Consider the following 25168-nt stretch of genomic DNA (forward strand, 5'->3'; position numbering starts at 1 on the left):
TCCGCTCGAAATGAGCGGATTTTTTTGTTTTATAGACTTAGGTTAAAACCTATATTAACATTTCTTCCTCGTGTTGAATACCCAAATAATTCTTGGTAATCTTCATTAAAGATATTGTTTACGTTAGCAAACAACTTCAGCTTGCTCTCCAAAATAGTATGGCTTACGTAAAAATCTAATAAGCTATAACTTTTTAAAGTAACGTCTTCTGTTGCAAAAGTAGTATTGTTAAAATAGGCATCATTTCTATCATCATTATATTGGTACGCTAAACTTAAAAATGTAGCATCAGATAGTTTATAATCCAATCGTGCATTTCCTTTCAATTCAGGAATTCTTAAATTCAAATCATCTTCTACCTTTGTATAGGTAACATTAGCGTTTAATTTTAGCGCGTTTGTAATACTATAATTAGCTGTAAATTCTAAACCGCTTGCTGTAAAATCCTTATCTACATTATCGTATTGGTACACAAAATTACCCATGTCCACAAAATCGATAAAATTAATTTCGTTTCTAGTAAAATACACTAAACTGAACGTAGCTTTGTCTTCAATTCCTGCTTCAATACCAACTTCTATAGTTTCATTTTCTTCAGGTTTTAAATCGGCATTTCCGTAAGCAGGTTCAAATAATTGATACAATGAAGGTGTAATATATGCTGTACTGTAACTAGCCATTCCTTTTAAATATCCAAAATTGAAATTTTTTCTATAGGATGGATTTAAACTATAAACCAAATGACTTCCATATTCGCTATGATTGTTTAAACGTGCTCCAGCATTTACATTTAAACCAAAATCAGAAACATACACCACATTAGCATAAGGATCAACAATGTTGAAAGTTGCTGTTTCTGGATCAATGCTTTGCTCTAAATTGGTTGATCCAAATGGAATTGCAAAACTTTCCATATCATTCTCCTGAAAATTCACACCTAAAATAGTATAGAATTTATCATTAAAATTATACCTATTAAAAAGGTCTGCCACCAAACTTGTAGCATAGTATTCAGCAGGATAACTTGACTCTACAATACGCTCAACATCATTATATGCAGCGTTTAAAGTAATGCTTCCTTTCTTATAGCTAAACTCTGGCGCAATCCCAACACGATACTGCTTACTAGTAGAATGGTTGTTTGCATCTGAAAATGTTGAAGCGTCATCAAAATCAGCTTTAAACTTATCAAAACTTGCATAAGCATTCAATTTAAATTGCTTGGAAAATGTGTATCCTAATTTCAAATTACCATTTATAGCATTGTAAGCATCAGATTCGGTTCCAGCCTCCATTGCAGATAAACCATCAGTAAACTGATTACCAAAACTGGCTAAGTAATTAAACTCACCAATGGTTCCATTTACTGACACGCTATTTCTAAAATCTTTGATAGCATAATTACTATCATCATGTGATTGGTTAGTACCAAAAACACTTCTAAAGTTAGCTGAAACAGCATCTTTTGAAGCTTTTTTAAGTTTAATATTGATTACTGCGGTTGCAGCTCCAGTACCATATAATGTACTAGACGCACCTTTTAAAATCTCAATACTCTCTACTTGATCTGGATTTAACAAACGTAAATCGTAATCGTTAGCTATTTGCGAAGGATCGGTTAATGCAATACCATCTATCAATACCAAAACCTGACGGTTTCTACCACCTCGAACGTAATATGCTAAATTTTGTCCAGCGTTACTTTTTGTTCCGTTAATTTCAATTCCTGCTGTAGCATTGATAATTTCAGCTATGGTTTTTCCTTGTAAATGCTGAAGTTCTTCTTGGGTGATTTTGGTAATTACTTTACCAGAATTTTCACGCTTTAAGTTGAATTTTGAGTCGGTAATCACGACTTCATCTAGTTGTTCTACTTGAGTAGAATCAGTTTGTTGTTGTGCAAATCCAAAAATTGAAGTAGCACAAAACACACCAAAAAACAATGTTTTTTTGTTCATTTTAAAATTAATTGTTCGAGAAAGTATGGTAATGCATACTCAAACCTTTATCCCGAAAGTTCGACTTATTATTTTTTTTGAAATTGGCAGGTCTCCTGACTTACATTTTGTTGTGTTACCTTCCCAGTTTTCACCAGTGGTTTATTGAAGTGCACAACAACTCTTCGTTAAAGAGATGCCCAATTAAGTTGAGCAATATGCTTACAGTTGCGGGAACAGTTCTGGACTTGAAAAAAATACTCTCACCAGATTCCCTTTTAATCGAGATTAAAACAACAATCTCGAACCAAAATTCGCCGCAAAACTAAACATTATTGTTTAATGTTTTATCAATAAGATTAAATAATATTACTTTTGAATGAAAATTTAACCACCGTGAGAAAACTACTTACATTTGCTTTACTTATAAGTTTTATAGCTTGTAAAAACGAAAAAAAACTACCTACTGAAGTTAAACAAGACGTTGTAAAATCAGAATTTAGTTATGCCAATGGTTTTTCTATAACACATAACGAAAATTTTAAAATTTTAACCATAAACAATCCTTGGCCGAAAGCTGAAAAATCGTTTAAATATGCTTTAATCCCAAGAGAAAATCTTGCAACAATTACTTTAAATAGTGATGAATACGATGGCATTATTGCAACACCTATTGAAAAAATAGTCGTGACATCTACAACGCATATTCCTGCATTGGAATTGTTGGGTGTTGAAGAAACCTTGGTTGGTTTTCCTGGAACCGATTATATTTCATCTGAAAAAACCAGAGCTTTAATAAACGCTGAAAGCATTAGAGAATTAGGAAAAAATGAAGGTATCAATACCGAAGTTTTGCTAGAATTACAACCTGAAGTTGTTGTAGGTTTTGGTATTGATGGTAATAATAAAACTTTTGAAACCATTAAAAAGTCTGGTATTCCAGTCATGTACAATGGTGATTGGGTAGAAAAATCACCACTTGCAAAAGCCGAATGGATTAAATTTTTTGGAGCTCTTTACAACAAAACTGCTGAAGCTGATTCTATTTTCAACAGTATTGAAAAAGAGTACAACGATTCAAAACTACTAGCTTCAAAAGTTAGAAAAACACCAACTATTTTAAGTGGTGCGCTTCATAAAGATGTTTGGTATTTACCAAGTGGCACAAGCCCTGAAGCACAACTTTTAAAAGACGCCAACGTAAATTACCTTTGGCAAGATGTGGCTGGTGAAGGCAGTTTAGCATTAAGTTTTGAAGCTGTTTTTACCAAAGGAAAATCGGCTGATATTTGGTTAAGTCCGTCGTATTATAATTCATTAGAAGCTTTAAAAAACGCTAACGAACACTACACCGAATTTGATGCTTTTAAAAACAAAACAGTATATTCATTTGTAAACGTTACAGGAGCAACTGGTGGTGTTACCTACTATGAAGAAGGCACTGCAAGACCTGATTTAGTTTTAAAAGACATTATAAAAGTGTGTCACCCTGAATTATTACCAGAATACGAAACTCATTTTTTTAAACCGTTAGAATAGTTGACTAATCAAACTACATACAAAGTGCCGTTTACAATTCTAATTGTAACGTTATTGGTATGCTTTTTAGGCAACATTAGTTTAGGGTCAGTATCTATTCCTGTAACATCAGTATTTAAAAGTTTATTTACAACCATTGACAACGATTCTTGGCATTACATTATTCACAACTACAGATTACCAAAAGCATTTACTGCGGTTTTAGTAGGTTCTGGATTGGGCATTTCCGGATTATTAATGCAAACCTTGTTTAGAAATCCATTGGCTGGTCCGTTTGTGTTAGGTATTAGCTCTGGAGCTAGTTTAGGAGTCGCTATTATAATTCTTGGTGCAGGAATTTTTGGTGGCAGTCTTGCTACACTTTTACTTTCAAAATGGAGTGTGGTTATTGCGGCTAGTTTAGGTAGTTTTTTAGTGTTATTATCTGTTTTAGCTGTGTCTTTAAAAGTGAGAGATACCATGGCTATTTTAATCATTGGGTTAATGTTTGGTAGTATTACTTCTGCGGTTGTCAGTGTACTCTCCTACTTTAGTTCTGCCGAACAACTACAGCAATACATTTTTTGGGGATTTGGTAGTTTAGGAAACCTATCTTGGAACGAGTTGTTTATTTTCTTCTGCATTTATCTCCTAGGATTATTTATGAGTATCATCTCAATCAAAGCCTTGAATACACTTTTACTGGGCGAAAATTACGCTAAAAGTCTTGGGTTGAACATTAATCAAAGTCGGTTTATCATTATAATTGCAACAAGTTTATTAGCAGGAACTATTACGGCTTTTGCTGGACCAATTGCTTTTATAGGATTAGCAATTCCGCATATGGTTCGTCAAGTTTTTACAACAGCCAACCACAAAGTGTTATTACCTGCTGTGTTTTTGTTTGGTGCCATAGTCATGCTTATTTGTGATAGTATTGCGCAATTGCCTACAAGCGATTACACTTTACCTATTAATGCCATAACTTCATTAATTGGTGCACCTGTTGTGATTTGGTTATTGGTACGTAAACGTAAAATGTTGTTTTAAATGAGAAGTAAGAATCAAGATAAAAGAACCAAGACTGTCATTACACACTTGATGCGGAATCCAAAAAAAATAGATTCTGCGTCGTAACGCAGAATGACAAAACAAAATATTTGTGACAAAAACACAACCACATACTATACTAAAAACAGAAAGTCTAACCATAGGTTACAAGCAGAAAAAACATCAAACCGTTGTTGCTGATGATGTAAACATTGAGCTACAACAAGGTGAATTGGTTGGTTTGGTTGGTGCTAATGGTATTGGAAAATCCACCTTGTTACGAACACTTACTAAAGTACAACCACCAATTGAAGGCTCTGTTTTCATTAATGATAAATTACTTGAAAATTCCTCATATTTAGAGCTTTCCAAGAGCTTGAGCGTAGTACTTACCGAACAACCTGCTTCAAAAAATTTAACCGTTTTTGAACTCGTTGCTTTAGGCAGGCAACCTTACACCAATTGGGTTGGTAATCTTTCAGAAAACGATATGTCTATTATTGAAAACGCGTTATTACAAATCAATATTCAACAATTAAAAGACAAAAAGTGCTTTGAGTTAAGCGATGGCCAATTACAAAAAGTAATGATTGCGCGAGCGTTGGCTCAAGACACGCATTTAATTATTCTAGATGAACCTACAACCCATCTAGACATGTATCACAAAGCCTATATTTTAAAGCTTTTAAAAACCTTAGCAAAAGACACCAACAAAACCATTTTGTTTTCTTCTCACGAAATTGATTTAGCCATTCAACTGTGTGATAAAATGATTGTGATGACGCATTCACAAGTAATTTCAGACACGCCTTGTAATTTAATTTCAAAAGGTGTTTTTAATGACTTGTTTCCAGAAGACATGATTGCTTTTGATGAGAAAACTGGAAGTTTTAGAGTGAAAAAGTAATACTTTGAAGATAAACAAATTTAAAACCTCGATTTCGGTTTCTGTTTCAAATTCGATTTCAATTTCAGACTAAATCATTTATCTTTGATAAAATTCTTTTCACTGTATGACCGAAACACTCATTTTATTTATCGCTATTATTTTTTCTGCTGGAATTGGTGCTTTTTTGGGCTTAAAATTTGCTCAATTAAAAAGCAAAGGAAATACTAGCACGCTTGAAGAACGCAATGCCAACTTAAGCAAACAGCTTGAAGATTTAAAATTAAATACCGAATCTGAAAACCAAAAACAAAACGCACTTTTTAATCAGCAATTACAAGATTTAAAAGACACTATTTCTAAAATTGAAACAGAACGCGAAACCATTAGAAAAGAAAAAGACCTTTTAAACACCGAACTTTCCAGAAGAAATACAGAGCTTGAAAACCTTCAAGAACAAAACCTTAAACGCGACGAAGAGCTTGCTAAACAACAAGAGCAACTGCGTAAAGATTTTGAGTTAATGGCAAGTAAAATTCTTGATGAAAAAAGTGAAAAATTCACCATTCAGAATAAAGAAAACATTAAACAAATTCTAAATCCGCTTCAAGAAAAAATCCAGACGTTTGAAAAGAAAGTTGAAGATTCTCAAAAGGAAAGTATCAGCATGCATTCGGCTTTAAAAGAGCAACTTTTAGGTCTTAAAGATCTTAATCAAAAAATGACCATAGAAGCCAATAACCTAACCAAAGCTTTAAAAGGCGACAGCAAAATGCAAGGTAATTGGGGCGAATTGGTTTTAGAGCGTGTTTTAGAAAAATCTGGACTGGAAAAAGACCGCGAATATTTTGTTCAACAAAACTTTAATCGTGAAGATGGTTCGCGTGTTATGCCTGATGTTGTCCTACATTTACCAGATGGCAAGCGCATGATTATAGATAGTAAAGTATCACTTACCGATTACGAACGTTTTGCAAATGCTGAAGATGACGAAAAAGCAATGCATTTAAAAGCGCACGTTAACTCTATAAACAAACACGTTAATCAGCTTTCAGAAAAGAAATACGAGGATTTATACGATATGGAATCGCCAGATTTTGTATTGATGTTTATTCCTATTGAACCTGCTTTTGCCATTGCTATAAACGAAGACAATACGCTTTATAACAAAGCCTTTGAGAAGAATATTGTAATCGTTACGCCTTCTACCCTTTTAGCAACATTGCGCACTGTTGACACGATGTGGAGCAACGAAAAGCAACAACGTAATGCCTTGGAAATCGCAAAACAAGCAGGTGCACTTTATGATAAATTTGAAGGTTTAGTTTCTGATTTAACAGGTGTTGGCAAAAAAATAGATGCTGCCAAAAGTGATTATTCAGCAGCGATGAATAAACTGGTTGAAGGTAAAGGAAACATTATTGGTCGTGTAGAAAAACTTAAAAAAATGGGTGCCAAAGCAAAAAAATCACTACCAGAACCAATTTTAAAACGCGCTATAAACGATGACGATGAGTAAACATAATTTCAAACCCGTTGATTCTTCTAGAGTTTCTATCTCACAACTCATGCAACCTTCGCACTCTAATTTTGGTGGAAAAATTCATGGTGGTTATATTTTAAGTTTAATGGATCAAATTGCTTTTGCTTGTGCCTCAAAGCATTCTGAAGCTTATTGTGTAACAGCATCGGTTGATACGGTTGATTTTTTAAACCCTATTGAAATTGGTGAGTTAGTTACCATGAAAGCCTCGGTAAATTATGTTGGTCGCACATCCATGGTTGTTGGTATTAGTGTGGAATCTGAAAACATTCAAACCGGAACTGTAAAGCATTGTAATTCATCTTACTTTACTATGGTTGCTAAAGATGATAATGGAAAAACTGTTGATGTTCCTGGTTTAATTTTAAACGATAAAACCGAAGTAAAACGGTTTTTAAAAGCCATAAAACGTAAAGACACTAAAATACATCGTCAACAAGAGTTTAGTAGTGATTCCTTTGCACTTGACAATTATATTGAAGACTTAAAAGGCTACAAGATTAAGATAGAATTACCTGAAAGCTAATAGTATTACTGCTTTACAAATCGTCTGGTTTGTGTAAAGTTATTAGCAGATACTTTTACTAAATAAACACCTGTATTCCATTTAGAAACATCAATTGAAGCTGTTAGTGAGTTAAGTTCCTTAGAATACACCCTTTTTCCTAGCACATCATACACATTTACAACAGCATTTTGTTGTCCTTGTGGTAAACGAATATTTAACTTAGTCGTAGCAGGATTAGGTGAGATTGTGAATTCTTGATTTGCTTGAGAAACCTCTTCATCCCCTAATGTGAACGATTGCATAGTAACACCTTTATTTTCTCCATGATAGCCTATAGTATAACTAAACCCAAAAGACCAAACTAATTCAATTGAAGTATCAGATGTAGAAAACACATAATCATTTGTTTCTCCTGTATCTAAAGCTCTAGTAGCTACTATTGTTCTTTGCTCTCCATCTAATGTGTTGGATGTTATTGTCCAATTTTGATTGGCATCAACAGAAGGTTCAATTCCAATAGCATCAGAACCATCTGGTTGCCCTGGAAAACCAAAATATCTATCAGAAATAGAGGTTCCGTCATATATAATAACATCATCACCTGCAATCATACTTGATGTTCCAAATCCTAAACCTAAAAACCGATTATCTGGACCATCTAATGTTAAAGTTACTAAGGTTGAAGTGACATCAATTTGCGCAGAGTAATACAACTCTCCATCATCTAATAATACAATCTCTCCTGTAGAATAAGTTTGACAGAAAGCGAATGATGTCATTAAAAATGCAACTAAAAAAAGCGTAATTTTTTTCATAAATAGGTTTATTTACAGCTAATATAATAAATTATGTGATTGATAGATAAGTTTTTATTTAATCAAAAAAGCCATTGACTAAAATCAATGGCTTAAATTTATTTAACTGACTATCAACCTACTGCTTCACAAAGCGCTTAGTAGAGATATTATTTTTTGTAGCTAACCTCACTAAATACACACCACTATTCCATTTTGAAATATCAATAGTAGTCGATAATTGATTAAGCTCTTTAGTGTATATTTTTTTACCTAATACATCAAACACTTCCATTTTTACAACACCATCCATTCTAGGCACAGATATATTAAATCTTGATTTAGCTGGATTTGGAGCTATTGAAAACTCTGTTGCAACAACCTCTTCATTACTTAAAGTAAAAGATTGCATTGTGATTCCTCTATTAGAAAATCCATGATAGTCTAAAACAAAACTTGATTCAAACCCTCTTGCCCAAACCAAATTTATAGATGACGCAGATGTTGTAAACACATAATCATTAACATTTCCGGTATCTCTATCTCTTGTTGCAACTAATGTTCTTACTCCTGAAGTAACATTATTAGACATAATTGTCCAATCTTGTCTTTCATCTAAAGTTGGCGTAAAACCTATTGCAGGTTCATCATTAGGCTGACCAGGATACCCAAAATGTCTATCAGTAAGGTCAGTACCATCAAAAATAACAACATCTCTACCAGAAGTCATACTTACTGCATCAAAGCCTAAACCTAACCATCTATCACTTGGTCCAATTAACGTTAATGTTACTTCATCGGTTGTAACATCAATCTGCGCTGAATATTCTAATCCTGGTGTGGTAGACAATTCCATCATACCTGTAGAATAGGTTTGGCTAAAAGCACATAATGTTAAACTTAAAAAAGCTATTAAAGCCAAAGTAATTTTTTTCATATTTATATTATTTTACAATAAGATTAATAATTTCCACATCTTGAGTCATATTTGCATAATCTATTGCTGTATTTCCTCTATTATCTTTAGTACTCGTGTCAGCATTCGCCTCAACCAATTGTTTAATTATGGTTTTGTTTCTCATTATAATAGCATAATGCAAAGGAGATGTTCCATTAGCATCTGCTAAATTTGGGTCTGCACCATGTTCTAAAAGTACTTTAACAACTGCTTCTCTGTTTTTATAAACTGCAGCCATTAATGGTGTTCCGTATTTACTTTCGCCATCAATATCCTCAACTTTTGATGCTAAAAATATAGCGACCTCATCATTTCCTCTGTAACATGCCAATGTTAATGGAGAATATCCTGAAGCATCGACCACATTAATAGTATCTGGGTTTTTAGCAATTAATTCTTTTACATCATCAATTGTACCAAAACGTGCTGCATCAAAAATATTTTGCTGGGAAAAAGCAAAACCTGATACTAGTACACTAACTATTAACAAAAAGCCTTTTAGCTTCATTCTATACTACTTGAGTTACACAAGGCTAAAGTAGTAATTTTTAGGAGATTGTATTAACCGTTTATCGATTTTTACTGCTATTTGCTCAAATACATTTTACGTCTTGAGTACAAGTTGTAAAATTCATCGTCTTTTAGACTATCAATAAACAAGATGCTTTCTCCTGTACTCTTCATTTCTGGTCCTAACTTTTTATTTACGTTTGGAAACTTATTAAATGAGAATACTGGTTGCTTTATAGCATAACCTTCAAGCTTAGGATTAAAGTCAAAATCGGTTACTTTTTTATCGCCTAACATGATTTTAGTAGCATAGTTTACATAAGGTTCGCCATACGCTTTTGCTATAAAAGGTACAGTACGTGACGCTCTAGGGTTAGCTTCTATTATGTAAACTTTATCATCTTTAATAGCAAACTGGATATTGATTAACCCAACAGTATTTAAAGCTAATGCAATCTTTTTGGTGTGATCTTTTATTTGTTCTAATACTAGATCTCCAAGGTTAAAAGGAGGTAATGTTGCATTACTATCACCTGAGTGGATTCCGCAAGGTTCAATATGCTCCATTATACCAATAATGTACACGTTTTCTCCATCACAAATAGCATCTGCTTCTGCTTCAATAGCACCATCTAAATAATGGTCTAATAAGAGTTTGTTATTTGGTATTTTACGAAGTAAGTCAACGACATGCTCTTCTAGTTCCTTCTTGTTAATTACAATTTTCATGCCTTGACCTCCTAATACATAAGATGGTCTTACCAAGATTGGGAAATCTAACTTATCAGCTACAGCTAAGGCTTCATCAGCAGTTTCGGCAGTATCAAATTCTGGATAAGGAATGTTATTCTCTTTAAGTAAGGTAGAGAAGCTTCCTCTATCTTCAGCTAAATCTAAAGATTGGTAAGTAGTTCCGATTATTTTTATTCCGTAACGGTCTAATTTTTCAGCAAGTTTAAGTGCTGTTTGACCACCAAGTTGAACGATGACACCTTCTGGCTTTTCATGACGAATGATATCGTAAATATGTTCCCAGAATACTGGTTCAAAGTACAGTTTATCAGCGATGTCAAAATCCGTTGAAACGGTTTCAGGGTTACAGTTAATCATTATAGTTTCGTAACCACATTCAGCACTCGCCAATACTCCATGCACACAGCAATAATCAAATTCAATTCCTTGCCCAATTCTGTTTGGTCCAGAACCTAAAACAATTATTTTTTTCTTATCTGAAACTACACTTTCATTAGCTGAATATAGTTTGCCATCAGCTGTTTCTAATTCGTTTTCAAATGTAGAATAGTAATATGGTGTTTGTGCTTTAAACTCAGCAGCACATGTATCTACAAGTTTATAAACACGATTAATTTTTAACTCATCACGCTTGTTATAGACTTCACTTTCTAAACAGTTTAGCATGTGCGCAATTTGACGATCTCCATACCCTTTTTGTTTAGCTTCTAGCAACAAGTCTCTGTCTATAGTATCTATCGTGAATGTTGAAATTTCTTTTTCCAACATATACAATTCTTCGTATTGCTTTAAGAACCACATATCAATTTTTGTGATTTCATGAATTCTGCTTAATGGAATTCCCATTTGAATAGCATCATAAATCACAAATACACGATCCCAACTTGCATAAGTAAGTTTCTCAATTATTTGGTCATAATCTTTATACCCTTTACCATCTGCACCAAGACCATTTCGCTTTATTTCTAATGATTGTGTTGCTTTGTGAAGTGCTTCTTGGAATGAACGACCAATTGCCATCACCTCTCCAACAGCTTTCATTTGAAGTCCTAATGTTCTATCAGAACCTTCAAACTTATCAAAGTTCCAACGAGGTATTTTTACGATTACGTAGTCTAAAGTTGGCTCAAACAATGCCGAAGTAGACTTGGTAATTTGATTTTCTAATTCATCTAAATGATACCCAATAGCCAACTTAGCAGCAATTTTTGCAATAGGATAACCTGTTGCTTTACTCGCTAATGCTGAAGAACGCGATACACGAGGATTAATTTCAATAGCGATAATTTCTTCTTCCTCATCTGGACTTACCGCAAACTGTACGTTACATCCTCCTGCAAAATCACCTATACTACGCATCATAAGTATAGCCATATCACGCATTTTCTGGAATGTACTATCTGAAAGTGTCATTGCAGGCGCCACAGTAATAGAGTCTCCTGTATGAATTCCCATTGGATCCATATTTTCAATAGTACAAATAATTACTACGTTATCATTCTTATCGCGTAATAACTCCAACTCATACTCTTTCCAACCCATCATCGCTTTATCAATCATCACCTCATGAATTGGTGAGATTTCTAAACCTCTGGTTAAGGCTTCATCAAACTCTTCTTCATTGTAAACAATTGAAGCTCCTGCTCCACCTAAGGTAAACGATGCTCTAATACATAATGGAAAACCAAACTCTTGAGCTATTTCTTTACCTTTTAAAAACGAAGTTGCTGTGGCTTGTGGTGCCATTCCAACTCCAATTTTTAACATTAACTCTCTAAACTTTTCTCTGTCTTCGGTAATGTTAATTGCATCAATATTTACACCAATAATTTTTACACCAAAGTCTTCCCAAATCCCTTTTTCATCTGCTTCAATACAAAGGTTTAAAGCAGTTTGTCCTCCCATTGTTGGTAAAACAGCATCGATTTGCGGATGCTCTTTTAATATTTTAACAATAGATTTTGTAGTAAGCGGCAACAAATACACATGATCTGCCATTTTTGGGTCAGTCATGATTGTTGCAGGATTAGAATTAATTAAAATGGTTTCGATTCCTTCTTCTCTTAACGATCGTAGTGCTTGAGATCCTGAGTAGTCAAACTCGCATGCTTGACCAATAATGATAGGTCCTGATCCAATAATTAATACAGAGCTTATGTTTTTATTCTTTGGCATTGTGTTGTGTTTTTTTGGTTTACAAAAATAGGTATCTATTGGGTACAAAAAAAGGTGCTACACCTAAGTAACACCTCAAAATATTAACAATTGTTAATCATTATTTCTTATGTCTTGATTCTGAAGACACAGACAATTTCTTTCTTCCCTTAGCTCTTCTACGAGCAAGTACTTTTCTACCGTTAGCAGTAGCCATTCTTTCTCTAAAACCGTGTTTGTTTCTTCTCTTTCTTTTTGACGGTTGAAACGTTCTTTTACTCATTGTCTTATATCTTTAAAAAAATAATCTTAGTTTCCGTTAATTACTTTTGAAGTTTGTTTCAAAATTGGCTGCAAATATACAAAGACTTTTTACTTTGACAAATCAAAAGTTAAAAATATTTCCAATTGTTTTTACTAACTTTGCACACTCAAAAATTTAATAGAAAATATGTACAATAAAAATATAAAGTTAGTAATTGCTGTTTTAATTATTGGTTATGCCGTTTATCAATTTACCGAAGGCTACATTGGTAATGGTATTATGTTGATTTTACTTTCACTTATTTTTGTATTCCTTTATTTTAAAAACGAATTTATTCTTCTAGCCTTTTTAAAACTTCGTAAGCAAGATTTTGATGGTGCAAAAAAATGGCTTAATAAAATTAAAAACCCTTCAGCTGCTTTAGTGAAAAAACAAGAAGGCTACTACAACTACTTACATGGTATTATGGTTTCTCAAACTAATATGAACGAAGCTGAAAAATACTTTAAAAAAGCGGTTAGCCTAGGTTTATCTATGGATCATGATTTGGCAATGGCTAAATTAAACTTAGCAGGAATTGCTTTTTCTAAACGCAGAAAACAAGAGGCTCAAATGTTATTAAAAGAGGCTGAAACTCTTGATAAAAGAGGAATGTTGACCGACCAAATTAAAATGTTTAAGCAACAAATGAAAAAAACTGCTATTCCTAAACAGCAGTATGGTCAACCTACTTCGGCTAGACAAAACAGACGTAGCAGAAGATAACTTTTACAATAAAGGAGCCCAAAGCCTACAAAAAGATTCTTTAAGCCTACTTAATCTAGGTCTTTTTTGCCAGCTTTGTAAAGTTAATTGCTCGCTATCTTTAATATCATCATTAAAAAACTTTTTAAGCGCCTTACTTTGTGTTTCGTCATAGATTAAAGCATTTATTTCAAAATTGATATTAAAGCTTCTATAATCCATATTAGAAGTTCCTACAGTACAAAAAATGTCATCAACAACTAATGTTTTAGCATGAACAAATCCTTTTTTGTATCGATAAATTTCCACTCCTGCTTCTAATAATGACTCCAAATAAGAGTTTGTAGCGTGTTCAGCAGTCCAAGAGTCAGAATGTTTTGGAATTAATAATTTTACCTCTACACCGCTTTTTGCAGCTACTTGCATTGCAGTAATAACTTCATCATTAGGAATAAAATAAGGCGTGGTTATGTACACATATTTTTGCGCAGTAACTATAGCTGTAAAAATAGTCTCCATAATATTTGCCCAATCAGTATCTGGACCACTAGCTGCAATCTGTACTGGCACTTCTTCAGTAACTTCTATTTCAGGAAAAAAGGTTTTAGAAATTGACAAATCAATATTAGATACAAAATTCCAAGTGGTTAAAAAGTTTATCTGCAACGGTTTTACTGCTTCACCTTCAATTCTCAGGTGTGTATCTCTCCAATATGAGTTATCAGTTTCATGGTTTACATAAGTATCAGAAATGTTTATACCTCCTAAATAACCAATACGTCCATCAATAACCACAATTTTTCTATGGTTTCTGTAGTTCATCTTTCCTGTGAATTTTGGAAACAACACAGGCATAAAAGGCGCAAACTCTACTCCACTTTCTTTAAGTTTCTTTTTTATTGCTTTTGAAAGCTTGCTTCCAACATCGTCAAAAGTTAATCTTACGTTCACTCCTTCTATCGCTTTCTCACACAATATATCCAAAACTTGTGTTCCTATTTTATCATCCTTTAGGATATAGTATTCCATGTGGATGTGAGATTGGGCTTGCTCTAAGTCTTTAAGTAATAGTTTAAATTTTTCTTCTCCGTTTTTAATCAGTTTAACTTTGTTATTAAGTGTTAAAGGCGACTGTTCGCTATTGTAAAGCAACTTTACAAGCTTTACTTTTTCGTCAAGAGTTTGCTTAATTTCTCTCTTTTCTTTGTTATTAAGCTGTAACTCTTTATTGATGTTTTTTACAACTCTTTTATTTAGAATATGTTTGCGGTTGAATATTTTGTTCTTTCGATATTCTTGCCCAAAGAAATAGTAAACTAACAACCCTAAAAAAGGAAAAAAAACCAAAACCATTATATAAGAAATGGTTTTGGTTGGGTTAATGTTTTTTAGAAGAATAGTTATTGCAGCAGAAATTGCCACAACATAATTAAGAACAATTAAAATGTTCCAAAAATTGTGCTTAACAAAATCAATCATTAAGGCGTTGTAGGATAATATCCTTCTTTAGGTATTTCAATAAAATACTGCTTTCTAGAAGCGTTGTTAAGATGATCTTCACGCAACCAAGGATTATGGATTTTCAATATTTTGTAATTGATACCAAATTGTTTTGCAAATCTTGAAAAATCAGTCACCACAGTATCTACTGACACTTTATAGGTTGGTATATTTTTATACAAATCGTTTTCTTTAAAATTGAATCCGTATTTTTTAGGATTGCTTAAAATTTCTTTAAGCGCCACAATTCTAAACAGGTAACGTCCTGTTTCTTCACCTAAAAGTAAATCGTAGTAATCCGTTACATCTTGTTCTTTTAATCTTCTAGAAACGCCAGCGTTTCCTGCATTGTAAGCAGCAGCAGCCAATGTCCAAGATCCTAATCGTTCTTTAGAGTCTAAAAGGTATTTACAAGCTACTTCAGTAGCTTTTTCTAAATTATAACGTTCATCAACATTATTATTTACCTCAAGTCCATTCTCTCTTCCTGTTGCTTTCATAATTTGCCATACACCTCTTGCTCCAGCAGGAGATACAGCATTTGTTAATCCGCTTTCAATAACTGCTAAATATTTAAAATCGTCTGGAACACCATGTTTTTTCAAAATAGGCTCAATTACAGGAAAATACTTTTCAGCTCTCTTAAACATTAACAATCCGTTAGATTGCCAATACGTATTTACTAAAAGCTCTCTATCCATACGCTCTAAAACATCTGGATCTTCTAAAGGAACAGCTTCACCTGCAAACTCCAGATGATCTGGAACTGCTAAAGCATACACATTATAATCGTTGATTAATTTTTTCTGTTCTTCTTGTATTGTATTATCAGAAGGTGATTTTTGGGCTGCAAAAATAAAAAGCCCAGACAACGCAATTAAACCTACAGCAGCTAATATATTTTTTAAAGTTTTCATAAGTAACACTTATTTGTTTGACGTTTTTATGGTGGAAAGTTCATTTTTTTCAGCATTTACAACGCTTCGACACAATGAATATTTCACAAATTTGTTTTTATAAATGTAGAGAAATCTACAATGCTTTCAAAATTAGTTTAATATAAGATTTGGTAAATTTTCGTTAAACCATTTATACTTATTTATAATCATGATATGCGTTCCTCCTTCAATAACTATACAGTCTCCAGAGCACGAATGGTTAAAAACCATGTCTTTATTTCCATGAATATAAATAGCGTTTGGATGTGGTTTTTCTTGTTTCCAGGTAATCACTTGCTCAATTGCCCAATCCAAGTACTTTTTATCATTTACTGAAAGGTATTTTTTATACAGTTCCACTCTTTTCTTTACTGTATTACCAAGAGCGTATTTTGCTAACAGCTCTACATTACTCATTAGTTGTGTAGGCAACAATTTATAAGCCTTAGTAAACTTTGCCACCTTCATACGTTTTGGCAACTCGTGTTTTGACTTTACACTTGAAACTACTATTACTTTTTTGCAGTCTATAAATTTGCTCATTTCCTGAACCAAAATACCACCAAAAGACACTCCAAGAAGCACTATGTTTTCATGTTCAATCTTTTTTACCATACGTTTCGCATAGCCTTCCAAAGTTTCATTATCTAGAGGTAACACCCACTCTAACCAGTGCATTTCAAATTGGTCTTCAGGAAGCTTAATATACTCAAAAATTGATGGGTTAGCTGCCATACCAGGCATAAAGTAAACATGTATGATATCTTGTTTCATTTTAGAGCTATTGTAGTTTTAAAAATCTTAATAGTTTATTCCATAAGCATTTAACCATCACTATACTTTAATATGTGCGATATTTTTTATAAATTTGCATTGCAAAACTATACAAATTGTAGTTTTTATCCTTACCGACCTTAGATTAAAATTAATTTATTATGATTGATGCAGCTGAACTAATAGACAATGACTTTTTACGTCAATTTGAGCTAAAAATTGATGACCAATTAGCAAAAATTGAATATTCACTCCAAGATCGAAAGATTTTTTTAACAAAACTAATAATTCCAGAATGTATTAACTCTGAAGGGTTTGAAGAGGATTTTTTAAAACTTGTTTTTGAAAACATACAAGAAAGAAATATAAGCGTAGTTCCTACAAGTCCTGAAATTGCAAAATTTATCAGAAGAAATAGACGCTACAAAAAAATGCTACCAGTTGGCATTAGAATATAACTCACAAAAAAACCGAAGCTTTACTTCGGTTTTTTTATTATACGATTTTAAGCTTCTAAAAAGTCACATCAAAATTACCACTCTCTACAGTAATCGTTTCGTAACCGACTCCTTCTATATACTTTGACAAAACACCAGATAATGTTCCTTTGAATGTATTTGAAGTATTAATTTCAATATCACTTGAAATTGTCGCAGGATTATCGACTGTATATTTATCATAACGATAAGTACCATCAACAGTAAGATAGCTAACACTTGCAACAGCTTCATTTCCTACTTCATCTCTCTCTAATGTTATAATAAAATATTTAGAATCATCAGATGAATTTGAAAATGACATTACACGAAAAGATTGTATGTTTTGTACTGCAACATCAAAATCCATTAAAGTATTATCAATTGATATACTAGCATTTTCAATGTTAATACTTCCATCATCATCACTTGAGCATGATGTTAAGGTCAGTACTCCTAAAGTCAAAATACATAAAATAATTTTTTTCATAATCTATAGTTTTTAATTTCACTTGAAATATAGAACACGAAAATCAGCAAAACAATTTGATTAACACACTTTTAATATTAATACTATAAAAAAACCGAAGCAAAGCTTCGGTTTTTTTATATTTCTCAAGTTGTTACTTAGTGTAAACTTTTATTAAATCTTTGGTTTCAATCACTTCTGTGAAGTCTTCGTTATAAACTTTAACTGCATTTGCATAAACTAAGGTTAGCTGGTTACCTTCAATATACGATTCGTACTCGGTAAACTCTTCTTCAGTAAGCACATTAATAGAACTTATATAACCATCTCTACATTCAACATTTACTAAATAGGAATCATCAACCTTAGATACTTTTACTTCATGATGAAAAGAATCGCTAGAAGTCATAGATTTATTAGTTTCAAACTCTAGTGTTTCATTAACACTACAAACTATTTCATTTAAAATATTTTTGTGTTCTACTCCATCTTTATCCACATCAGTAGAAACACCAATATCATAGTTAGTTAATTTCCATATACCAACAAGATTTGAATCGTTATTGCTGTCTTTAGAACAAGAAAATAGTGTAGTAAACGAAATGCAAAGTACTGCAAGTGAGAGTAGGCTTTTCATATGGGACCAATTAATTTGCAGTAAATATATAACCTCTAACAAGTTAGCTGTTATAATTTAGATGAAACGCTAAAAATATAAGATTAACAGTATTTAAACCGCTTCCTGATTTATCAAATCAAAACGTACAATACCATCGTCATCAATTTTGGTAAGCTCCACATCGTGAATCGTATTTACTAAATGTGGATTCCAAGGCGATTTTACTTTTACGTAGTTTTCGGTAAACCCATGAATGTAACCTTCTTTATTTTCGCTTTCAAATAACACTTGTCGTTGTGTTCCAATTTGGCTTTCATAAAATGCTCTACGCTTTTTTACCGATAAACCTCGTAACATTTTACTACGTTTTGACCTTACATTTTTAGGAACAACGCCATCCATTTTTGAAGCTTCGGTATTATCTCTTTCAGAATATGTAAACACATGAAGATAAGAGATATCTAAATCGGACAGAAAATTATACGTTTCTAAAAAACGCTCATCAGTTTCACCAGGAAAACCAACAATAACATCAACACCTATACAAGCATTGGGCATTATTTCTCGTATTTTGGCAACTCTATCCACATAAAGTTCTCGCATATAGCGACGCTTCATTTTTTTAAGAATATCGTTACTTCCACTTTGTAATGGAATATGAAAATGAGGCACAAAAGCTCTAGACTGCGAAACCAACTCAATAGTTTCATTCTTTAAAAGATTAGGCTCTATTGAAGAAATACGTAAACGCTCAATACCTTCTACCTTATCGAGTTCGGTTACTAAATCTAAAAACGTATGTTCATGACGCTTGTTACCAAATTCACCCTTACCATAATCGCCAATATTAACACCAGTAAGTACAATTTCTTTAATGTCTTTTTCAGAGATTTCTTTAGCATTTTTAATAACATTATCCATGGTATCGCTCCGCGAAATACCTCTAGCTAATGGTATTGTACAGTAAGTACATTTATAGTCGCAGCCATCTTGTACTTTTAAAAATGCTCTTGTTCTATCTCCTATAGAATAGGAACCAACATAAAAATCGGCATCGTCAATATCGCAAGAATGCACTTCTCCAAAGTCATTTTTGCTCAGGTCATTAATGTAGTCGGTAATTTTGAATTTTTCGGTAGCACCTAGCACAAGATCAACACCATCAACATCTGCCAACTCCTGAGGTTTTAATTGCGCATAACAACCTACTGCTGCAACAAAAGCTTCTGGATTAGATTTTTGAGCTTGTTTAACTATAGTTTTAAATCGTTTATCAGCATTTTCGGTAACAGAACATGTATTGATAACATATATATCTGCTGTTTCAGAAAAATCAACACGATCAAAGCCTTCATCCTTAAAACCTCTTGCTATAGTAGAAGTTTCAGAAAAATTAAGCTTACAACCCAAAGTGTAAAATGCTACTTTTTTTCTTCCGTTCATTCTTGTACTTTTACCAAGTTGCAAATTTACAACTAATAAATAAAATGGTAAAACGCTTTTTTCTTAGTAGCTCAAAACTACCACACTACATATCAATATGTTGTGCAATTTTTATTCTAATCTCATGTGAAAGCAACAATCAAAGCAATTCAAATTCAGTTTTTAGATACAATGAACATAAAAACATTGGTTCATTAGATCCTGCGTTTTCAAAAGACAATGCCGATATTTGGGCAACCAACCAATTGTTTAACGGTTTAGTACAAATGGATGACAGCCTTAACGTAATACCTTGTATTGCTAAAAACTGGACTGTTACAGACAGCGCAACAACTTACACGTTTAACTTACGAAATGACGTTTATTTTCACAAGCACAAGTTGTTTGGAAAAGACTCTACAAGAACTGTTACTGCTCAAGATTTTGAGTACAGTTTAAACCGATTACAAGACAAACAAGTTGCCTCTCCAGGAAGTTGGGTATTAAACAAAGTTGCCAATTTTAAAGCGGTTAACGATACTATCTTCCGAATACAGTTAAAACAACCTTTTCCTGCTTTTTTAGGATTGCTTACTATGAAATATTGTTCGGTTGTTCCTAAAGAAATTGTAGCGCATTACGGTTCTGATTTTAGAAGTAATCCTATTGGAACAGGCCCTTTTAAATTTAAACGTTGGGAAGAGAATATTAAACTCGTATTCAGGAAAAATAATTTGTATTTTGAAATGGATACAAACGGAAATCAACTTCCGTATTTAGAAGCAGTTGCTATTACATTTTTACCAGACAAACAAAGTGAATTTTTACAATTTGCTCAAGGAAATATTGATTATGTATCTGGTTTAGATGCTTCTTATAAAGATGAAATTTTAACCTCAAAAGGAGAACTTAGAGATCAATACAAAACAGACGTTGACATCATTAGAGGTCCTTATCTTAATACTGAATATTTAGCGTTTTATTTAGATTCTGAAGTTAGCGAAATTCAATCCAAACTATTACGACAAGCAGTAAATTATGGGTTCGATAGACATAAAATGATGACTTACTTGCGAAATGGTATTGGTATTCCTGCCAATGGTGGATTTATCCCAAAGGGATTACCTGGTTACAACGAACAGACAGGTTACAGTTATCAACCTGAAAAAGCCAAACAACTTATTGATGATTTTAAAGCTGAAACAGGAATTACCCAACCAAGCATTACCATTACAACAACTAGTAATTATTTGAGTTTTTGCGAATATATACAACGTGAACTTCAAAAAGTTGGCCTACAAGTAAATGTAGATGTTATTCCTGCTGCTACTTTAAAAGACGCTAAGGCAAATGGTAAATTAGATATGTTTCGTGCAAGTTGGGTTGCCGATTATCCTGATGCTGAAAACTACCTATCTCTTTACTACAGCAAAAATTTTGCTCCTAATGGTCCAAACTACACACATTTTAAAAATGAATTATTTGACACTTGGTACGAACAAGCTTTTACTGAAACCAATACTAAAACACGTGAAGCACTTTACACCAAAATGGATAGTTTAATCATGCAAGACGCTCCTGTTGTGGTTATGTTTTACGATGAAGTCGTTCGTTTTACAAGAAAAAATGTAAACGGACTAGGGATTAACCCTATTAATTTATTGGAATTAAAAAAGGTGAGAAAAACTACTCTTCAATAGATTTTCCTATAGTTTCAATCTCATCAACTGGTTTGATGGTAGTTTTTTCCCAATGTCGCTTTAACAAAAAGTGAAACAAATACACCATTGCCACTCCAAATGGTAAAGCCAAAAGACCAAGTATTAAGCTATTGTCCCAATCCATTCCAATGTTGAAAATTCCATCTAGAACACCTAAAATTATTCCACCAACAAAGGTCCCAACATAATAACTTAAAACACCAATAATGGCAAACAACCATTTGTTTTTATTGTATTCTTCGGCTAACCTATAAAAGTAACGACCTATAAAGTAGATGAGTACTATTCCTAACATATATATTTAATTTATTTAGTTCTATATTTTTGGGTGATTTCAAACACATGCTCTAAAATATCGGCATCTTGTTGTGTAAATTCAATTGACCTACGTTGCATAACTACCTTTGCAACCTCAAATGCTTTTTTAGTTAAATACGTTGTAAATCCGCTATTTCCTCCCCAACTAAAACTTGGCACAAAATTTCTTGGAAATCCACTACCAAAAATATTTGAACTTACACCAACTACTGTTCCTGTATTAAACATAGTGTTAATACCACATTTGCTATGATCTCCCATCATTAAGCCACAAAACTGCAAGCCTGTTCTTGCAAAACCTTCGGTTTCATAACTCCACAGTCTTACTTCAGCATAATTATTTTTAAGGTTGGAATTATTGGTGTCTGCACCAAGATTACACCATTCTCCTAAAACTGAATTCCCTAAAAACCCATCGTGTCCTTTGTTTGAATATCCAAAAATCACCGAGTTATTTACCTCTCCTCCAACCTTACTATGTGGACCAACCGTTGTAGGACCATAAATTTTGGCTCCTAATTTTACAGTAGCATAATCACATAACGCAAAAGGGCCTCTTATAATACTACCTTCCATTATTTCGGCATCTTTACCTATGTAAATTGGACCATTGGTAGCATTTAAAGTTACAAAATCAAGTTTTGCGCCTTCTTCTATAAAAATATTGCTTGCTTCAATGGTATTGTTACTTGCAGGTATTGGTTGCGATTTTCGACCTTTTGTTAAAAGCTCAAAATCTTCAGCTATAGCATTACCGTTTTTTGAGAAAATATCCCAAGTGTGTTCAATCTTTATAACTTCAGCATTAAACTCAATCGCTTCGTAGGTGTCAAAATCCACATCATCTTGTGTGTCTTTAGCAAAAAATGCGATAACGTCTTCATCCTTAAAAATCGCCTGATTTTCCTCAAGGCTTTTCACCATTTCTGCAAGCTCAAAGTTTGGCACATACGATGCATTAATCATTACATTCTCATCCATTTCAACCATTGGGTATTTATTGGATAAGTAATCTTCGGTTAAAGTTGTGGTAGTATAACCAAGGTACATTTCCCATTTTTCTCTAATGGTTAAAATCCCTACACGTATATCGGCTACTGGTCTTGTATAGGTAAATGGCAACAAACTGTTACGACAAGGACCATCAAAAAGAATATAATTCATAATAAAAGTTTAAAGTTTAAAGTTTAGAGTTGTCTTTTAAAACCTAAACTTTCATTTATCCAAAAGTAACTTAATTGCCTAAAATAAAAAAGCCTTTCAATAGTTGAAAGGCTTTAATAAATATATTTTCGAGAAATTTATTTCTTGAATTTCGCGTATTTGTTTTTAAACTTGTCAATACGTCCTGCTGTATCAACTAATTTAGATTTACCAGTGTAGTATGGGTGAGATGTTCTAGAAATCTCTAATTTTACTAACGGATACTCTACACCATCTACTTCTAAAGTTTCTGTAGTATCTGCAGTTGACTTCGTTAAAAATACATCATCATTAGACATATCTTTGAATGCTACAAGTCTATAATTTTCTGGATGTATACCTTTTTTCATCTCTAATGCTTTATTATCGTTTCGTTTTTTTCGAGGTGCAAATTTAAGCAAATTTTATTATTGTACAATCTTTTTATTGTTTTTTATTTTTAAATTTATTGTAACAAATTTCAATACGAATATACTAATTAGAATATATTAACTAACAAAAACAATCATTTTATGGATATTCAAAAACCTTCGATTAAACCAATTGCCTACACTTACGGTCTATACCTAGCACTTTTATCTATTCTAGGTCTAGTAATTCTTTATGTTCTAAACATAGAAAAAAGCTGGATAATGAGTGGAATTTCATTTGTTCTCACAATAATTATCTATGTTTATGGCATTGGAACATTTAAAAAGCAAAATGGAAATTCACTTTCTATTAAAGATGCTTTAAAGGTAGGTTTAGCCATGGCTGTTGTAAGCGGAATAATCGCTGCTATTTATACAGTTATTCATTACGAATTCATTCAACCAGAATTTATTGAAAACATAAGAGAAAACGCCTATTTGGAAATGACTAAACAAAATCCAAATATGACGGAAGATCAATTAGCAACTGCAACAAAAATGACAAATATGTTTACTTCTAAATTTTTCATGGCAACAATGTACTTGGTAGCTAGTTTGTTTTTTGGATTTTTAATCTCATTAGTTGCTGGAGCTATAATGAAAAAAGAATAATACTCAGCTTAAATAATTTCTTTATTTTTGAACGATAGAATTTAGAAATCATTTACATGAACATATCAGTAGTCATACCACTACTTAACGAGAGCGACTCTTTAACAGAATTACATGATTGGATTGCAAATGTTATGCAATCCAATCATTTTTCTTATGAAATTCTATTTATTGACGATGGTAGTACTGATGGCTCTTGGGAGACCATTACATCGTTATCTAATAAAAATCCAAACGTAAAAGGCATTAGGTTTCTTAAAAACTTTGGAAAATCGCAAGCACTACACGCTGGTTTTGAAAAAGCAAAAGGTGACGTAGTAATTACTATGGATGCCGATTTACAAGACAATCCTGACGAAATCCCTGAGCTTTACAATATGATTGTTAAAGAGGGTTACGATTTGGTTTCTGGCTGGAAAAAGAAACGTTTCGACTCCGTAATTTCTAAAAATCTACCTTCCAAACTTTTTAATTGGGCTGCACGAAAAACATCAGGCGTAAAATTGCACGATTTTAATTGCGGTTTAAAATCATACAATAATAAAGTAGTAAAAAACATTGATGTTAATGGTGAAATGCACAGATACATTCCTGTGCTTGCCAAAAATGCTGGTTTTACTAAAATTGGTGAAAAAGTGGTGCAACATCAAGCCAGAAAATATGGCGAAACCAAATTTGGAATGGAACGTTTTATTAATGGTTTTCTAGACCTTATCACCATTTGGTTTTTATCGCGTTTTGGTAAACGTCCTATGCATCTTTTTGGCGCTCTTGGAGTGATTATGTTTGCCATTGGTTTTGGGTTTGCGCTATACTTAGGAATAGATAAACTCTTTTTAAACCCAACAGGTCGACTCATAACCCAACGACCACAATTTTACATCTCACTAGCCACAATGATTATTGGAACACAGTTTTTTGTTGCTGGGTTTTTAGGTGAGATTATTTTAAGAAGTAAGCAGGACAAAAAACGCTATTTGGTTAAGGATGAACTAAATTTATAATCCTTTTCTTATAAATTAACGCCTAATTAAACTTTAACATTTACCTAATTGTTTATTTTTGTTATATACAATTTCAGATAAC

25 protein-coding genes and 1 riboswitch are annotated in these 25168 nt (G+C 32.8%); of the genes, 10 read left to right on the forward strand and 15 right to left on the reverse strand.

From position 1 onward, the window contains the following. Positions 1-29: 29 nt before the first annotated feature. Complete coding sequence (locus ACQ0RB_RS09215; RefSeq protein ID WP_430498021.1) at positions 30-1958, reverse strand: TonB-dependent receptor plug domain-containing protein; 1929 nt, start codon at positions 1956-1958, stop codon at positions 30-32. 68 nt (positions 1959-2026) lie between these two features. Next, a riboswitch (cobalamin riboswitch) is annotated at positions 2027-2264 on the reverse strand. Between the two features lie 69 nt (positions 2265-2333). Between ACQ0RB_RS09215 and ACQ0RB_RS09220 the strand changes: the two genes are divergently transcribed. From ACQ0RB_RS09220 to ACQ0RB_RS09240, 5 genes are all read left to right on the forward strand, one after another. Further along, positions 2334-3476 (forward strand): ABC transporter substrate-binding protein, encoded by a 1143-nt coding sequence (locus ACQ0RB_RS09220; RefSeq protein ID WP_430498023.1) that lies wholly within the window; start codon positions 2334-2336, stop codon positions 3474-3476. Next, positions 3477-4505, forward strand: a complete 1029-nt coding sequence (locus ACQ0RB_RS09225) for a FecCD family ABC transporter permease (RefSeq protein WP_262733033.1) — start codon at positions 3477-3479, stop codon at positions 4503-4505. Between the two features lie 112 nt (positions 4506-4617). After that, entirely contained in the window at positions 4618-5412 is a 795-nt protein-coding gene (locus ACQ0RB_RS09230; protein ID WP_430498025.1) for an ABC transporter ATP-binding protein, read from the forward strand. A 106-nt stretch (positions 5413-5518) separates the two neighbouring features. Beyond that, positions 5519-6910 carry a DNA recombination protein RmuC gene (rmuC, locus tag ACQ0RB_RS09235; RefSeq protein ID WP_430498027.1) on the forward strand — a complete coding sequence of 464 codons (1392 nt, stop codon included), beginning with the start codon at positions 5519-5521 and terminating at the stop codon, positions 6908-6910. Beyond that, positions 6897-7460: an acyl-CoA thioesterase gene (locus ACQ0RB_RS09240; protein WP_430498029.1), complete on the forward strand. Its 564-nt coding sequence runs from the start codon at positions 6897-6899 to the stop codon at positions 7458-7460. Before rmuC ends, ACQ0RB_RS09240 begins: the two co-directional genes overlap by 14 nt. Positions 7461-7465: 5 nt before the next feature. On the opposite strand, the gene ACQ0RB_RS09245 is transcribed toward ACQ0RB_RS09240, so the two are convergent. From ACQ0RB_RS09245 to rpmH, 5 genes are all read right to left on the reverse strand, one after another. Next, positions 7466-8257: a T9SS type A sorting domain-containing protein gene (locus tag ACQ0RB_RS09245; protein ID WP_335976515.1), complete on the reverse strand. Its 792-nt coding sequence runs from the start codon at positions 8255-8257 to the stop codon at positions 7466-7468. 118 nt (positions 8258-8375) lie between these two features. Next, positions 8376-9173, reverse strand: coding sequence for a T9SS type A sorting domain-containing protein (locus ACQ0RB_RS09250; protein ID WP_430498031.1), 798 nt, complete (start codon positions 9171-9173; stop codon positions 8376-8378). Positions 9174-9180: 7 nt separating this feature from the next. Next, positions 9181-9702: an ankyrin repeat domain-containing protein gene (locus ACQ0RB_RS09255; protein WP_430498032.1), complete on the reverse strand. Its 522-nt coding sequence runs from the start codon at positions 9700-9702 to the stop codon at positions 9181-9183. A 77-nt stretch (positions 9703-9779) separates the two neighbouring features. Further along, positions 9780-12632 carry a carbamoyl-phosphate synthase large subunit gene (carB, locus tag ACQ0RB_RS09260; protein ID WP_262733038.1) on the reverse strand — a complete coding sequence of 951 codons (2853 nt, stop codon included), beginning with the start codon at positions 12630-12632 and terminating at the stop codon, positions 9780-9782. Between the two features lie 100 nt (positions 12633-12732). Next, on the reverse strand, positions 12733-12894 hold the full coding sequence (gene rpmH, locus ACQ0RB_RS09265; RefSeq protein WP_129761309.1) for a 50S ribosomal protein L34: 162 nt from the start codon (positions 12892-12894) through the stop codon (positions 12733-12735). Between the two features lie 168 nt (positions 12895-13062). On the opposite strand from rpmH, the gene ACQ0RB_RS09270 reads away from it, so the two are divergent. Then, the gene (locus tag ACQ0RB_RS09270; protein ID WP_131508440.1) at positions 13063-13641 is read left to right on the forward strand and encodes a DUF2892 domain-containing protein; all 579 of its coding nucleotides are present in this window, start codon (positions 13063-13065) and stop codon (positions 13639-13641) included. A gap of 3 nt (positions 13642-13644) precedes the next feature. Here ACQ0RB_RS09270 and cls read toward each other — a convergent pair whose 3' ends face one another. From cls to ACQ0RB_RS09285, 3 genes are all read right to left on the reverse strand, one after another. Then, positions 13645-15099: a cardiolipin synthase gene (gene cls, locus ACQ0RB_RS09275; RefSeq protein ID WP_430498035.1), complete on the reverse strand. Its 1455-nt coding sequence runs from the start codon at positions 15097-15099 to the stop codon at positions 13645-13647. Beyond that, the gene (locus ACQ0RB_RS09280) at positions 15099-16037 is read right to left on the reverse strand and encodes a transglycosylase SLT domain-containing protein (protein WP_430498037.1); all 939 of its coding nucleotides are present in this window, start codon (positions 16035-16037) and stop codon (positions 15099-15101) included. Before ACQ0RB_RS09280 ends, cls begins: the two co-directional genes overlap by 1 nt. A 132-nt stretch (positions 16038-16169) precedes the next feature. Continuing rightward, positions 16170-16832 carry an alpha/beta hydrolase gene (locus ACQ0RB_RS09285; RefSeq protein WP_430498039.1) on the reverse strand — a complete coding sequence of 221 codons (663 nt, stop codon included), beginning with the start codon at positions 16830-16832 and terminating at the stop codon, positions 16170-16172. 161 nt (positions 16833-16993) lie between these two features. Between ACQ0RB_RS09285 and ACQ0RB_RS09290 the strand changes: the two genes are divergently transcribed. After that, entirely contained in the window at positions 16994-17290 is a 297-nt protein-coding gene (locus tag ACQ0RB_RS09290; RefSeq protein WP_187347861.1) for an N-acetyltransferase, read from the forward strand. Positions 17291-17345: 55 nt separating this feature from the next. On the opposite strand, the gene ACQ0RB_RS09295 is transcribed toward ACQ0RB_RS09290, so the two are convergent. The 3 genes from ACQ0RB_RS09295 to mtaB all read right to left on the reverse strand — a co-directional run bounded on the left by ACQ0RB_RS09295 (position 17346) and on the right by mtaB (position 19839). Continuing rightward, positions 17346-17798: a hypothetical protein gene (locus tag ACQ0RB_RS09295; protein ID WP_430498041.1), complete on the reverse strand. Its 453-nt coding sequence runs from the start codon at positions 17796-17798 to the stop codon at positions 17346-17348. Between the two features lie 133 nt (positions 17799-17931). Further along, entirely contained in the window at positions 17932-18414 is a 483-nt protein-coding gene (locus ACQ0RB_RS09300) for a hypothetical protein (RefSeq protein WP_262733042.1), read from the reverse strand. A gap of 93 nt (positions 18415-18507) precedes the next feature. Further along, the gene (mtaB, locus tag ACQ0RB_RS09305) at positions 18508-19839 is read right to left on the reverse strand and encodes a tRNA (N(6)-L-threonylcarbamoyladenosine(37)-C(2))-methylthiotransferase MtaB (RefSeq protein ID WP_129761303.1); all 1332 of its coding nucleotides are present in this window, start codon (positions 19837-19839) and stop codon (positions 18508-18510) included. 44 nt (positions 19840-19883) lie between these two features. Here mtaB and ACQ0RB_RS09310 point away from each other — a divergent pair, with 44 nt between their 5' ends. Beyond that, the gene (locus tag ACQ0RB_RS09310; protein ID WP_430498044.1) at positions 19884-21518 is read left to right on the forward strand and encodes an ABC transporter substrate-binding protein; all 1635 of its coding nucleotides are present in this window, start codon (positions 19884-19886) and stop codon (positions 21516-21518) included. Here the strand turns inward: ACQ0RB_RS09310 and ACQ0RB_RS09315 are convergent. From ACQ0RB_RS09315 to ACQ0RB_RS09325, 3 genes are all read right to left on the reverse strand, one after another. Beyond that, the gene (locus tag ACQ0RB_RS09315) at positions 21505-21834 is read right to left on the reverse strand and encodes a hypothetical protein (RefSeq protein WP_343799043.1); all 330 of its coding nucleotides are present in this window, start codon (positions 21832-21834) and stop codon (positions 21505-21507) included. The genes ACQ0RB_RS09310 and ACQ0RB_RS09315 overlap by 14 nt on opposite strands. 11 nt (positions 21835-21845) lie before the next feature. Beyond that, the gene (locus ACQ0RB_RS09320; protein ID WP_430498047.1) at positions 21846-23021 is read right to left on the reverse strand and encodes a GlmU family protein; all 1176 of its coding nucleotides are present in this window, start codon (positions 23019-23021) and stop codon (positions 21846-21848) included. A 137-nt stretch (positions 23022-23158) separates the two neighbouring features. Beyond that, positions 23159-23410 carry a type B 50S ribosomal protein L31 gene (locus tag ACQ0RB_RS09325; RefSeq protein WP_129761299.1) on the reverse strand — a complete coding sequence of 84 codons (252 nt, stop codon included), beginning with the start codon at positions 23408-23410 and terminating at the stop codon, positions 23159-23161. Positions 23411-23572: 162 nt separating this feature from the next. Here ACQ0RB_RS09325 and ACQ0RB_RS09330 point away from each other — a divergent pair, with 162 nt between their 5' ends. Beyond that, positions 23573-24082: a DUF4199 domain-containing protein gene (locus tag ACQ0RB_RS09330; RefSeq protein WP_129761298.1), complete on the forward strand. Its 510-nt coding sequence runs from the start codon at positions 23573-23575 to the stop codon at positions 24080-24082. Between the two features lie 56 nt (positions 24083-24138). Beyond that, complete coding sequence (locus tag ACQ0RB_RS09335; RefSeq protein WP_131508424.1) at positions 24139-25086, forward strand: glycosyltransferase family 2 protein; 948 nt, start codon at positions 24139-24141, stop codon at positions 25084-25086. The last annotated feature ends 82 nt before the right edge of the window (positions 25087-25168 follow it).

Source organism: Gaetbulibacter sp. PBL-D1, from assembly GCF_050509525.1.
Taxonomy (GTDB): domain Bacteria; phylum Bacteroidota; class Bacteroidia; order Flavobacteriales; family Flavobacteriaceae; genus Gaetbulibacter_B; species Gaetbulibacter_B jejuensis.

What these genes read in the sequence shown, in the direction of transcription:
- ACQ0RB_RS09325 (WP_129761299.1), bottom strand. Translation starts at nt 23,410, where the DNA reads ATGAAAAAAGGTATACATCCAGAAAATTATAGACTTGTAGCATTCAAA.
- ACQ0RB_RS09255 (WP_430498032.1), bottom strand. Translation starts at nt 9,702, where the DNA reads ATGAAGCTAAAAGGCTTTTTGTTAATAGTTAGTGTACTAGTATCAGGT.
- ACQ0RB_RS09315 (WP_343799043.1), bottom strand. Translation starts at nt 21,834, where the DNA reads ATGTTAGGAATAGTACTCATCTACTTTATAGGTCGTTACTTTTATAGG.
- ACQ0RB_RS09285 (WP_430498039.1), bottom strand. Translation starts at nt 16,832, where the DNA reads ATGAAACAAGATATCATACATGTTTACTTTATGCCTGGTATGGCAGCT.
- ACQ0RB_RS09290 (WP_187347861.1), top strand. Translation starts at nt 16,994, where the DNA reads ATGATTGATGCAGCTGAACTAATAGACAATGACTTTTTACGTCAATTT.
- ACQ0RB_RS09240 (WP_430498029.1), top strand. Translation starts at nt 6,897, where the DNA reads ATGACGATGAGTAAACATAATTTCAAACCCGTTGATTCTTCTAGAGTT.
- ACQ0RB_RS09215 (WP_430498021.1), bottom strand. Translation starts at nt 1,958, where the DNA reads ATGAACAAAAAAACATTGTTTTTTGGTGTGTTTTGTGCTACTTCAATT.
- carB (WP_262733038.1), bottom strand. Translation starts at nt 12,632, where the DNA reads ATGCCAAAGAATAAAAACATAAGCTCTGTATTAATTATTGGATCAGGA.
- ACQ0RB_RS09300 (WP_262733042.1), bottom strand. Translation starts at nt 18,414, where the DNA reads ATGAAAAGCCTACTCTCACTTGCAGTACTTTGCATTTCGTTTACTACA.
- ACQ0RB_RS09310 (WP_430498044.1), top strand. Translation starts at nt 19,884, where the DNA reads ATGGTAAAACGCTTTTTTCTTAGTAGCTCAAAACTACCACACTACATA.
- ACQ0RB_RS09320 (WP_430498047.1), bottom strand. Translation starts at nt 23,021, where the DNA reads ATGAATTATATTCTTTTTGATGGTCCTTGTCGTAACAGTTTGTTGCCA.
- ACQ0RB_RS09250 (WP_430498031.1), bottom strand. Translation starts at nt 9,173, where the DNA reads ATGAAAAAAATTACTTTGGCTTTAATAGCTTTTTTAAGTTTAACATTA.
- mtaB (WP_129761303.1), bottom strand. Translation starts at nt 19,839, where the DNA reads ATGAACGGAAGAAAAAAAGTAGCATTTTACACTTTGGGTTGTAAGCTT.
- ACQ0RB_RS09295 (WP_430498041.1), bottom strand. Translation starts at nt 17,798, where the DNA reads ATGAAAAAAATTATTTTATGTATTTTGACTTTAGGAGTACTGACCTTA.
- ACQ0RB_RS09270 (WP_131508440.1), top strand. Translation starts at nt 13,063, where the DNA reads ATGTACAATAAAAATATAAAGTTAGTAATTGCTGTTTTAATTATTGGT.
- rpmH (WP_129761309.1), bottom strand. Translation starts at nt 12,894, where the DNA reads ATGAGTAAAAGAACGTTTCAACCGTCAAAAAGAAAGAGAAGAAACAAA.
- cls (WP_430498035.1), bottom strand. Translation starts at nt 15,099, where the DNA reads ATGATTGATTTTGTTAAGCACAATTTTTGGAACATTTTAATTGTTCTT.
- ACQ0RB_RS09245 (WP_335976515.1), bottom strand. Translation starts at nt 8,257, where the DNA reads ATGAAAAAAATTACGCTTTTTTTAGTTGCATTTTTAATGACATCATTC.
- rmuC (WP_430498027.1), top strand. Translation starts at nt 5,519, where the DNA reads ATGACCGAAACACTCATTTTATTTATCGCTATTATTTTTTCTGCTGGA.
- ACQ0RB_RS09280 (WP_430498037.1), bottom strand. Translation starts at nt 16,037, where the DNA reads ATGAAAACTTTAAAAAATATATTAGCTGCTGTAGGTTTAATTGCGTTG.
- ACQ0RB_RS09335 (WP_131508424.1), top strand. Translation starts at nt 24,139, where the DNA reads ATGAACATATCAGTAGTCATACCACTACTTAACGAGAGCGACTCTTTA.
- ACQ0RB_RS09330 (WP_129761298.1), top strand. Translation starts at nt 23,573, where the DNA reads ATGGATATTCAAAAACCTTCGATTAAACCAATTGCCTACACTTACGGT.